This window comes from Liquorilactobacillus satsumensis DSM 16230 = JCM 12392, assembly GCF_001435195.1.
Taxonomy (GTDB): Bacteria; Bacillota; Bacilli; order Lactobacillales; family Lactobacillaceae; genus Liquorilactobacillus; species Liquorilactobacillus satsumensis.
In genome coordinates this window covers 66,170-77,217 of the sequence record NZ_AZFQ01000053.1, presented here as the reverse complement: position 1 = coordinate 77,217, position 11,048 = coordinate 66,170, and the positions used below count along the sequence as shown (strand labels likewise).

General features: G+C 39.6%; 9 protein-coding genes. 6 read left to right on the top strand and 3 right to left on the bottom strand.

Translation table 11 applies throughout. The annotated features are described in order from the left end of the window. Window positions 1-134 precede the first annotated feature (134 nt). The gene (locus FD50_RS10145; RefSeq protein WP_056961458.1) at window positions 135-1,316 is read right to left on the bottom strand and encodes an SAM-dependent methyltransferase; all 1,182 of its coding nucleotides are present in this window, start codon (window positions 1,314-1,316) and stop codon (window positions 135-137) included. A gap of 312 nt (window positions 1,317-1,628) precedes the next feature. On the opposite strand from FD50_RS10145, the gene FD50_RS10140 reads away from it, so the two are divergent. Both FD50_RS10140 and FD50_RS10135 read left to right on the top strand, forming a co-directional pair. Continuing rightward, window positions 1,629-2,072, top strand: a complete 444-nt coding sequence (locus FD50_RS10140) for a LytTR family DNA-binding domain-containing protein (RefSeq protein ID WP_054756980.1) — start codon at window positions 1,629-1,631, stop codon at window positions 2,070-2,072. Beyond that, a complete protein-coding gene (locus FD50_RS10135; protein WP_056961456.1) occupies window positions 2,069-2,533 on the top strand; it encodes a DUF3021 domain-containing protein in 465 nt (154 codons plus the stop codon). Before FD50_RS10140 ends, FD50_RS10135 begins: the two co-directional genes overlap by 4 nt. Before the next feature lie 257 nt (window positions 2,534-2,790). On the opposite strand, the gene nrdD is transcribed toward FD50_RS10135, so the two are convergent. Further along, the gene (nrdD, locus tag FD50_RS10130; protein ID WP_056961454.1) at window positions 2,791-4,980 is read right to left on the bottom strand and encodes an anaerobic ribonucleoside-triphosphate reductase; all 2,190 of its coding nucleotides are present in this window, start codon (window positions 4,978-4,980) and stop codon (window positions 2,791-2,793) included. Window positions 4,981-5,154: 174 nt separating this feature from the next. Between nrdD and FD50_RS10125 the strand changes: the two genes are divergently transcribed. Then, window positions 5,155-6,441 (top strand): NRAMP family divalent metal transporter, encoded by a 1,287-nt coding sequence (locus tag FD50_RS10125; protein ID WP_082610516.1) that lies wholly within the window; start codon window positions 5,155-5,157, stop codon window positions 6,439-6,441. 97 nt (window positions 6,442-6,538) lie between these two features. Here the strand turns inward: FD50_RS10125 and FD50_RS10120 are convergent, their stop codons facing one another. After that, window positions 6,539-7,453: a helix-turn-helix transcriptional regulator gene (locus FD50_RS10120; RefSeq protein WP_054756982.1), complete on the bottom strand. Its 915-nt coding sequence runs from the start codon at window positions 7,451-7,453 to the stop codon at window positions 6,539-6,541. Window positions 7,454-7,601: 148 nt separating this feature from the next. Between FD50_RS10120 and FD50_RS10115 the strand changes: the two genes are divergently transcribed. From FD50_RS10115 to FD50_RS10105, 3 genes are read left to right on the top strand one after another with little or no spacing between them, the layout of a single operon-like run. Next, on the top strand, window positions 7,602-9,131 hold the full coding sequence (locus tag FD50_RS10115; protein WP_056961452.1) for an FAD-dependent oxidoreductase: 1,530 nt from the start codon (window positions 7,602-7,604) through the stop codon (window positions 9,129-9,131). A gap of 11 nt (window positions 9,132-9,142) precedes the next feature. Continuing rightward, window positions 9,143-10,354, top strand: a complete 1,212-nt coding sequence (locus tag FD50_RS10110) for an MFS transporter (protein WP_056961450.1) — start codon at window positions 9,143-9,145, stop codon at window positions 10,352-10,354. Next, complete coding sequence (locus tag FD50_RS10105) at window positions 10,344-10,919, top strand: NADPH-dependent FMN reductase (protein WP_054756984.1); 576 nt, start codon at window positions 10,344-10,346, stop codon at window positions 10,917-10,919. Before FD50_RS10110 ends, FD50_RS10105 begins: the two co-directional genes overlap by 11 nt. The last annotated feature ends 129 nt before the right edge of the window (window positions 10,920-11,048 follow it).

Here is an 11,048-nt window from a genome sequence, read left to right as displayed (position 1 = left end):
TTACTCATAGCAAAGTACTCGCGATGTTCGTAATTTCGAGTTAGCACTCAAATTTTACCGACTTATGTCACACTCTCTTTATGATTTTCGAATTAAAAACAATGGAATACTAGTAAGCAACTTTAGCAGCTTGACTAATCTTCAAGTTGATACATATATTTACGAGTCAATGGCAGTCCTGTTCCACTGGGTGCTTTAGTAAGCAGATATTGCATGACATCAATATTGCCAGCCTCAAAAGAAGCAGCACAGGCTTGCAAATACAAGGACCACATTCTTGCAAAGGGTTCGCCATATTTTTCTTGAACCTGATCAATGACTGCCGTGTAGTTGGTGTACCAGATTTCAAGCGTCTTTTGATAATGTCTGCGTAACGGTTCCAAGTCAGCCAGTTGCAGGTTGGCATTCATAATATGTGTCAGGTTTTCAGCTACATTTGGGATATAACCTCCCGGAAAGATGTACTGATTGATGAAGGGATCAACCCCAGCACCTTGATGCTGACCAGTGATCCCATGAATCAAGGCACGTCCGTTAGGTACAAGCACTTCCTGCACTTTTTTGAAATACAGCGCCAGGTTTTCCTGACCGACGTGTTCGAACATTCCTACAGAAGTTACATAATCATAAGTTTTTTTGATTTCACGGTAGTCCGTCAACAAAACTGTAACTTTACCAGCAAGCCCTTTTTCTTTAATCTTTTGCTGCGTATACTGATATTGTTCCTTACTTAAGGTGACACCAGTTGCCTCTAAACCGAATTCCTCTGCAGCTACAAAGAGAAGTGTTCCCCAACCACTGCCAATGTCTAGCAGTTTTTTGCCGGGTTCAGGTTTCAATTTGTTTAGAATATGTCTGACCTTATTCAGCTGAGCTTGATCTAGCGAATCATCCGGATGCTCAAAATAGGCGCAAGAATAAGTCATTGTTTTACCTAACCAAAGCTGATAGAAGTCATTACCAATATCATAATGATGTTGGACATCTTGTTTACTCTCTTTTTCTGAATGAGAGATCTTAGGCAAGTGTTTTAAAAATGGATTATTAGTTAAGAAACTTCCTGCTTGGCGATAAGCAGACGCGATTAATTCCTGTAAGTTTCCGATCACATCAATAACACCGTTCATGTATGCTTCACCAAGAACAAGTGTTGGTTGTGATGTCATGGCTTTTAAAGGAATTTCTTGTTTGAGGTTAATTTTAACCTCAGGTGTACCAGTTCCATATGACTCTGTTTTGCCGTCCCAATAAGTAACTTTGATGGGAATATCAAAGGCTCTACTTAGTAACTGGCGATACACTGTTTTTTCCAACATTGAAAAGAACCCCCCTGATTCAAGACTGAATATCCTACTTTTTGGAAATCTGCTTCAGTGCGTGTGTTGTTTTCGTAGTTGAAGCCAGAATCTAACATACCAATTATTTTTATTATAAACCAACGAAAAGCACTTTAAAATCAATAAATCCAAGTAAGCGCATGCTTTTTTTAAATCTGCACTTAAAATGTGACTTGGAATAAATTTTAGAAGTGGCATTAACCGATTATGACTGAAAAATGACCAATTAGGCATGAAAGATAGTTCTGATTAAGAAATTTGTTTAAGCTAAATTTGAAAGGAGGGAAGAAAATGCTGATACGGTTTAATCTATTAAAAGAATGTGTAGCTCCCTTTATTGCAATTAACGCCAAACAAAAGACAGATGAATTAATTACATTGGCTGGGGTGCTTGATCGCTTAGTGAACGACAAAACCGTGGTGGGTTATCAAAATGGTCGTCGTAAAGCAATTCCGTTCTATCAAATTGTAAGTGTGCATACTGCTGGAAAGAAGATAGTTTGTGAAACGGAAACGGGTGTTTATCGGTTGAAGGAAAGGATTTATGAACTAATCGAATTATTACCGGCGGAATTATTCATTCAAGTGTCAAGCGCGGAAATTGTGAGTATTGCTCAAATCAAAGATTTTTCGTTGAGCAAAACTGGGATTTATCAAGTTAACTTAATCAACGGGAGACAGACGTATACTTCAAGAAGATACACTCAAAAAATTAGGAGGGCTTTGTTAAAATGAAAAAAATAATTAAGTACACCTTGGTAGGAATTCCTACTGGAGTTTTTATCGGGTTCATGATAGCGCTCATCTTTTCGTTTATTTATCGGACTAATAATTTTGTTCCTTCGGCGCCAACTTTTGTGAGTTACTTTTCATCTAATACGATGGCAACGGCCGCTTCAGCCTTGCTATGGGCCGGAATGGGAATTGTATTTAGTGTTTCGAGTTTAATTTTTGAAAAAGAACGCTGGAGTGTTACACGGCAGACCACTATTCATTTTTGTGTCAGTTACGTTGGATTTACCCCCCTTGCAATTTTGGCGGGATGGTTTCCGTTAAATGCAGCGTGGTTAGGCGGTTACACATTAATCTTTAGCGGTGTCTATCTTATAATGTGGTGTGTCTTTATGTTAGCCGCTAAAAATGCAATTTTTGAACTCAATCAGTTGGTTGCGCAAAAAAATAATTTGGAGAAGTAAGACAAAGCTGATTTTTGATTAATGTAGGCTATTTTTAGTTTGAATCAGTATGTTTTAACAGTAACTTTTTTGAAAAATTCAGGGTGAACTAATTAAAATAATATCAAAAAAAGAGGCTTGTATAATAGCCTCTTTTTTATGATATTTAGTGAAGTAGAACGCAGATTCATACATTGGAGTGATTACTAGGGAGCGTTTTTCTAATAATTTGACCATTACTTGTGTAACTTTTTGAGAGCGGCTTCAAGCATCAGGAGCTATTCATGCTTTGATTCAGCCCTGATTTGACCAGGCCGCATATTTTTAACACGCGCAGTAATTTCTTTATGTCTGCCATGCACCATTGGACGCTGTTGTGGATTTCCTAGATAACCACAGGTTCTTTTGACAACATCACAGGTTTTCGGATCACGGTTGCCACAGGTTGGACATTCGAAGCCGCGAGCCGTGGGTTTGAAATCACCGCTGAAGCCACATTGGTAGCAATGATCAATCGGAGTGTTGGTTCCGAGGTAGCCCACGTGATCATAAGCCCAATCCCAAACATCTTCCAAAGCTTTAGGGTTTTGTTTTAGATTAGGATATTCACAGTAATGAATGAAACCACCAGAGGCGTATTTAGGATAATCTTCTTCAAAAGTAAGTTTTTCAAAAGGAGTTGGATGTTTGCGAACATCATAATGAAAACTGTTTGTGTAGTATTCCTTAGCCGTAATGTCCTTGATTTTGCCAAATTTTGCGGTATCTAAGGCACAAAAGGTGTCGGTTAAAGACTCTGCTGGGGTTGAGTAGACACTAAAGTGATAGTCATATTGTTTTTCCCAGGTAACACAGTGATCATGCAAACACTTTACAATCGCAACGGTGAAGTCATGTGCCTTTTTGTTATGTTCCCAGCGGGGACCATAGAAAACTGTTCCGACTTCATAGAGACCAATATAACCTAGGGAAACAGTTGCTCGGCGGTGTTTGAATAACTGATCGACATCCTCGTTTTCTTTCAGCCGTTTTCCAAATGCACCATATTCATATAAGATTGGCGCATTTTGCGGCTGGGCCTGTTTACAGCGGGCAATTTTATTCAATAATCCTTTTTTGGCAACTTCCAAACGCTCACTGAGAATCTCCCAGAAGAGTTGTTGATTACCTTGAGCCTGGAGCGCGATGCGGGGTAAGTTAAGCGTGACAACTCCGAGATTCATGCGTCCAGAGTTAACTTCCTGACCATGTTCGTCTTTCCAGCCCTGCAAAAAGCTGCGGCAGCCCATTGGTACCTTGAAACTACCAGTGAGTTCTTTAATCTTATCGTACATTAGGATATCTGGATACATCCGTTTAGTAGCACATTCCACGGCTAATTGTTTAACGTCATAATTAGGATCACCCGGCTTTAAATTCAATCCGCGTTTGAGTGTGAACACGAGTTTAGGAAAAATAGCTGTTCGATGTTGTTGACCGAGACCTTTAATTCTGATTTTTAAAATTGCTTTTTGAATTTCACGCTCAATCCAAGAAGTTCCCAGCCCAAAGCCTACTGTAGTAAAGGGCGTCTGACCATTTGAAGAAAATAAGGTATTAATTTCGTATTCTAAGGCCTGCATGGCATCATAGATATCTTTTTTAGTTTTTTCTTGGGCATAGCTTAATCTTTTTTCAGGAAGGCACCACTTTTCAGCAGCGCGCAAATGTTTCCGATAATTAAGCAGCGCATATGGTGCAAGTAATTCATCAGTGCGATCAGAAGAACAGCCGCCATATTGACTAGAAGCAACGTTTGCAATAATTTGCGACATCTGCGCAGTGGCAGTTTGAATCGATTTGGGTGACTCCACGTTAGCATTGCCAATTTTAAAGCCATCTCTAAGCATCCCTTTAAAGTCAATCAGGCAGCAATTTGTCATCTCGGTCAAGGGTGAGTAATCCAGATCATGGTAATGAATTTCACCACGTAAATGTGCTTTGGCAACTGTTTCGGGCATCATTTTCAAGCCTAATGATTTGCCAACCATTCCAGCAGTCAAATCCCGTTGTGTGCTAAAAAGTTCACTGTCCTTGTTAGCATTCTCATGCACAATTTTATCTTTGCTGCCAAAAAGCTGCGCTAATTTGACTTGCGGATTTGTGGCAGTTTCCCAGCGTTCTAAATCTTTTTGACGATAGTCGTTATAAGCTGTGGCAAGTTCGGAGTGTCCAGTATCTAATAAGGCTGTGACAATAATTTCCCGAATTTTGCTGGTTTTGATTTCGTGTGTATAATTAGTGATCTCATTGAAAATTTGCGCTTCTAATTGAGCCCTTAAATGAATATCAGGCGTTAAGGCCTGGAGAACCAAACTGATTTTATAAGCATAAAATTTGCTGTGTTCACCATCGGCTTTAATGACCGCCAGTGTAGTCGAAAGTGTGCGGTTAAGACGGGCTGTGGGCGCTGTTTTGATCTCGTTCATAGTTATCACTCCAATATGATTTCAACTTCTATTCTAATTATTTTGCGGCGTTCGTCAACCATATGTTGTACACGATATCATTTTATTTACTATATATTGTGATTGGACTTTAAAACTGCCCCAATTCCTGCTAAGATATTCAATTAAATAAGTCAGTTAATGGAGTTGGTCAAAATGCAGTCAAATGTCACTCATGGAATCAAGAAGTCCGCACAGGTATTACCGTCAGCAGAGAAAAAACACGCCAAATATCGCTGGTTGAAAATTTGGGGTCCGGGATTGATCGTTATGTTAGCAGATACTGACGCAGGTTGCCTGATTACAGCAGCACAGTCAGGAACGCAGTGGGGGTATACAATGCTCTTGCCCCAATTATTGTTAATTCCAATTCTCTATATGGCTCAAGAAATGACAGTTCGTTTGGGCATTGTGACCCGCAAAGGACATGGTGAATTAATCCGCGAAAATTTTGGAACTGGTTGGGCGTGGCTTTCAGCAGGAACGTTGGCAGTTTCTGCGATTGGAGCTTTGTTGACTGAGTTTGTGGGGGTTGCAGGAGTCGGTGAACTTTTTGGAATTTCTAAATGGATTACAGTACCTTTAGCAACATTTCTGTTAGTTGGGATTGCTTTTAGCGGAAGTTACCGACGGGTTGAACGAATCGGGGTTGCGCTCGGATTAGCTGAACTAGCGTTTATCATCGCTGTGATAATGATTCGACCGAATATCGCTCAAATGGCACAAGGATTAGTGACAATTCCATGGAGACATTCTTCTTACATATACTTAGTAGCTGCCAATGTTGGTGCTGTTATTATGCCCTGGATGATTTTTTATCAGCAAGGGGCGGTAGTTGATAAAAAATTAAGTACGAATGCAATCCCACAGGAACGGCGTGACACGTTGGTTGGAACTTTTATTACACAGGGAATTATGTTAATTTTTGTGATCGCTTTTGCGGCCACGGTTGGAAATACAACAAATCCGAAGTCTTTAAATACGGTTGGGGATCTGGCAGGTGCATTGACTCCTTTTATTGGAGGAACAGCTGCTAATTTGCTGATTGGTGCCAGTATTTTAGGTGGGGCGCTAGTGGCTGCTTTGGTAGTGGCATTAGCTGGTACTTGGGGAATCACTGAGGTTTTAAATTGGAAGCATAGTTTAAATGAGCCCTTAAGTCGTAAAAATAGCGGGTTTTATGCTATGTATACTTTGGCGCATGTAATTGGTGCAATTTTGGTGTTAGCCAATTTTGATTTAGTCAATATTGCAATTGCAGTTGAAGTTATGAACGCACTTTTGTTGCCAATTGTTCTGGGATTCTTACTTGCATTGGAGGCTAAAGTATTGCCAAAAGAGTATCGCATGCACGGCTGCTATAAGTGGATCGTAACGTTTCTTTGTCTCCTTGTGATGGCCTTTGGAGTTTATATGGTGGGACCAACAGTGGGAATTTGGTAAGCAGCGTATGATTTAGGCAAAGTACTCGCTATGTTCGTAATTTCGAGTTAGTACTCAAATTTTCCCGACTTATGTCACACTCTCTCTTTTTTAGTTGTTATTTGTGAAATGCATGAGCAGCATTGAAACGATTGCGAAATGAACTAGGGGTGGTTCCTGTAGCAGTTTTAAAAATTTTATAGAAACTAGTAGGATCAGCGTATCCAATTTCTGTACTGATTTCAGTGACACTTTTTCTGGTTAATGAGAGCATTCTGCAAGCAAGCTCAAGTCTAATTTCGGTTACTTTTTCAGAAAAATTCGCTTTAAAAACTTTCTTACAGAGACGTGAAAAGTAATTATGCGAATATCCAAAATGGTGAGCCGCCTCTTTGACAGAGATATTTTGAATATGATCGACGATATATTGAAAAATAATCCCGGCTTGTGTTTCGGCAGAAGCATGGTGGATATTCTGATCTGGAAATTGTGAGTCTGTGAGTGAGACAGTTTTTTGATAATTGCGAATTAGTTCAGCTAAAAGCAAACCGATTAAGGTGGTTTTTTCAAATGTAATTGTGGGATCCGCGACCGCGTTTTGGTTCTCCAAGTTGGCTAAAAGGTTGTAGTAGGAACGAATAATTTGAGCGGGTAAATGGCGAAAAACAATATAGACACTTTTAGTCGGGTTGGTGTTATGCATCATATCGTGAATTAGTGGTGAACCACCCATTGTGACAAAGTCGAAGGGATAAGATGCGGAATAGCTTTCAAGCAAGATTTGCAGCGCAGATTTTTTTGAAAGTGACTGTAACGTTAAAGAACTGATTTTTTTGATTAAAATGACTTCATTTGGTTTTAAAAGTAACTTTTGACCATCGATTTTTAGCAAGCACGTTGTAAGTGCTCTCAATAAGAAAATGTGAAACTTTGAGCTATTTTTAGACATCATCGCACTTTGGTGTGTTAAAAGTGCTTGATAAGGAATTACCTTACTATTATTAAGCGGTTTAGATGTGATTGTAAGGAACATTTAATTAACCCTCCAATCTTAAAAAGATAGATTTGACAATTAAAATAGGTTATTTAGAACATATGCTTGTTCAATAGATAACATTATACTAGAACTGTCAAAGAAAAGAAATTAAAGACAGCATAAAATTAGCAAAGGAGCAAATATTATGGAAAAAAAGGTAATAATGACCGAGCTTGTTGTCGCTGGTTCCGGGGGTACAGGGTTGGCAGCTGCATATGCTGCAGCTAAGGCGGGCCTAAAAGTAATTGTTTTAGAAAAATTGCAGCAAATTGGAGGCAATACTCGTATTTCGAGCGGCTTTTTTGCAATTAATTCTAGAGAACAAAAAGCGGCTGGTTTGCAGCTTTCAAAAGCAACCGCTGTGCAACGTTTGCTGAATTATAATCATTTTTTGGCTAATGGACCATTGATTCACAAAATTGTAAATAGCGCTGCAGAAGCTTTGGAAACATTAGAGCAGATGGGCATGAAGATTAAATTGAATCCAACAGCTGCGACAACTCAATTTGCTCATCGTGAAGATGATTACAAGGGTGGATCTTATCACATGTACCAAGATAAAGCGCAAGGATATCAGAAAATTCAACAGACTTTAGAGCGTGCAGGAGTGGAATTCAAGTTTGGAATCACGATGCAGGAACTGTTAAGCAGTGAAGGCCAGATTACAGGAATTAGTGCAGTGAATGAAGCGGGGGAGCGGTTTGAAGTTCATGCTCAAGCCGTGGTTGTTGCCACAGGTGGTTTTGGAGGAGACAAAAAAAGAGTTGCGACGGTTATGCAGACGCCCTATTTACGTACGATTGGTGTGCCAAACATGGGTGAAGGCTTGGATGCAATGGTCAAAGCGGGAGGAAAAAATATTGATGCAACGGCATTAATTCATGCAGCCCAATTAGCAAAATCGAAAATTACGCGCAAAACTTCGAAGCAGCACTTAGCTGGATTTGTGAAAAATCCATTGACACAATTATTACTAACTCCACTTTTTTGGGTAAATATGAATGGGGAGCGTTTTACAAATGAGGATGTAGTTTATGACACAGTCGAGTGGGCAAATGCAGGCTGGTCAGTTGGAGGCCAATATTATTTTGTTGTGGATACTGCAACTTTAAATGATTTTACGGAGCATGGTGGAAAATTGGAAGTCTCACAGGCTGGACCTGGCGCGGATACAACAACCGGTAATTTTGTAGAACTTGCAGAAGCAGCAGTAAAAGATGGGACGGCGTATAAAGGCAATACACTTGCTGAACTAGCACAAAATGCTCATTTTGAGACGGCACAATTTTATGAAGCTGTTAAAAAATATAACGACAGTGTGCAGTTGCGTGTCGATCAACAGTTTGGAAAGTCGAAAAAGTCCTTAGTTTATGCAATTAAAAAGGCCCCTTTCTACGCTTTTACAACTCAAGTAGCACACCTAGGAACAATTGGTGGAGTGCGCGTGGATGAACACTTGCGCGTACTGGATGCTGAAATGCGGCCAATCCCAGGACTTTATACTGGAGGTGCGAATGCAGGCGGCTACTATGAGGGTCACAGTTATCCGGCATATGAAGGGTTAGCCTCGGGGTTTGCTTGGACATCAGGCCGAATTGCCGGTCTAAGTGCAGCAAAGTATGTTAAAAACAAGCAGACTTTGCCAAGCCAGCCAGCTAAAAACGTTTATAAATAGGGGGACAGTTTATGAAAACTTTAACGAAAACACATAGTTGGCTTTTTAAGTTGTCACTGCTTTCAATCTCAATATTAGCAATGACAGCTCCCTCAATTGCGGTAGCTAATCCATTATTAGAAAAAACATTTGCGCAAGAATCTACTGCAAAAATTGAGATGATAGCAACTCTACCCAATTTAGGTGTGCTCTTGATGATTATGTTTTCAACGGTGATTGCTAAAAAATTGGGAGTTAAAAGAACTATTATGTTAGGATTAAGCCTTTATTTAGTAGGCGGCTTAGTGCCTATCCTTATTCCGAATTATGTAGCAATTGTCGTTTTTCGCTTCTTAATGGGATGCGGAATTGGGTTATTCAATCCTTTTTCGGTGAGTTTAATGTATCTGTTTTATCAAAAACAAGAATTGGCGGATATGCTTGGATATCAAAATACCGCGCAGAACTTAGGCAACGCCGGTTTTGGACTTTTACTTGGGATTTTAGTGTTGTTTGGTTGGAAAGCAGCCTTTAGTGGATACTTAATAGCCTTGATTCCGCTTATTTTGTTTGGCATGTTTGTTAAAATACCAAAAGAACACGCACAACGAACAGGAGAAAAAACAGTAAAGCAACATGTAAATGGGCAAGTATTTCTGCTGGCTTTGCTGTTATTGTTAGTGTTTGGCATGTTTATGATGATTACAATCAAGTTGGCAAGCTTTGTAACTATTCAAAATATTACAACACCGGCAGTAGCCTCGGTTATTTTGGCAGTTATGGGAGCCACTTCAATGTTTTCCAGTATCGTGTTTGGCAGACTTAGTCGTGCAATCGGGAATTATGTCATGCCCTTAGCGTTTATTGGAATCGCTGTCGGTTTTTTCATTATTGCGTACTCCACGTCAGTTGTTTCGGTAACGATGGGAGTAGTCATTGCAGGTCTTTTCTTTGGTTGGGTCTTTCCGCAGGCTTTTTTCCGAATGGCACAAATTGCGCCTGCGAATTCTGAAAATTTATCAACATCTGTTATTTTGATGGGAATTAACCTGGGTGCATTTTTATCGCCCACAATTGTTAATGCAATTGCCAAAATGTTGGGTAATGATCGTCCGCAGGCCGTTTTGATAATGTGCGGCATTGGGTTTGTAGTCTTGACTTTTGTCGATGCAGTCTATACGCTAATCGACACCAAAAATCATCCACATAATTTAACTAAAGGAGTTGTGAAGCATGACAATTAAACTGATTGGCCTAGTTGGTAATAATGCACCTTTTTCTTACAATCGCTTATTGCTGCGCTACATGAAAGAACGTTATCAAAATATTAATGTCCGACTGACAGTCCAAGAGATCACAGAAATTCCATTGTTTAGTGAAAAACTTTTAGAAACGGTCCCAGCAGTTGTAAAACAATTAGCTGCAGATATTAAGCAGGCAGATGGACTTATTATTGCAACTCCCGAATATGATCATGCCATTCCAGCCAGCCTCAAGAGTACGTTAGAATGGTTATCCTGTTATGGAAATGCGCTCACAACTAAGCCGGTTATGATTGTGGGAACTTCACTTGGGGTCCAGGGAACTTCCAGAGCCCAAGATAATTTGCGACAGATTCTTAATTCTCCAGGAATCAATGCATTTGTACTCCCTGGATACGAGTTTTTACTTGGACTTGCAAAAGAAAAATTCGATAGTGAAGGTCAATTGACAGATCAAGCAACACTGAGTTTTTTAGACGAGTGTTTTAAGCATTTTCAACAATTTGTATTGGACAATCAAAGAAATTTGATTGCAGTTCGCGAATAAGGATGCAATTGTGCTGCCATTCTTTGTAAAAAGTTGTGTGGCTTAATTTAAAAATTAGTTGACAATTTTGAAAGTAGGGTTTAATCTATTGTTAATTTAATACTCATTCATGAAACCGTTGAAGTGGAG

Excerpts from the sequence above, each read along its gene's own strand:
- FD50_RS10105 (WP_054756984.1), top strand. The coding sequence starts at position 10,344 with ATGACAATTAAACTGATTGGCCTAGTTGGTAATAATGCACCTTTTTCT.
- FD50_RS10145 (WP_056961458.1), bottom strand. The coding sequence starts at position 1,316 with ATGTTGGAAAAAACAGTGTATCGCCAGTTACTAAGTAGAGCCTTTGAT.
- FD50_RS10135 (WP_056961456.1), top strand. The coding sequence starts at position 2,069 with ATGAAAAAAATAATTAAGTACACCTTGGTAGGAATTCCTACTGGAGTT.
- FD50_RS10110 (WP_056961450.1), top strand. The coding sequence starts at position 9,143 with ATGAAAACTTTAACGAAAACACATAGTTGGCTTTTTAAGTTGTCACTG.
- FD50_RS10140 (WP_054756980.1), top strand. The coding sequence starts at position 1,629 with ATGCTGATACGGTTTAATCTATTAAAAGAATGTGTAGCTCCCTTTATT.
- FD50_RS10120 (WP_054756982.1), bottom strand. The coding sequence starts at position 7,453 with ATGTTCCTTACAATCACATCTAAACCGCTTAATAATAGTAAGGTAATT.
- nrdD (WP_056961454.1), bottom strand. The coding sequence starts at position 4,980 with ATGAACGAGATCAAAACAGCGCCCACAGCCCGTCTTAACCGCACACTT.
- FD50_RS10125 (WP_082610516.1), top strand. The coding sequence starts at position 5,155 with ATGCAGTCAAATGTCACTCATGGAATCAAGAAGTCCGCACAGGTATTA.
- FD50_RS10115 (WP_056961452.1), top strand. The coding sequence starts at position 7,602 with ATGGAAAAAAAGGTAATAATGACCGAGCTTGTTGTCGCTGGTTCCGGG.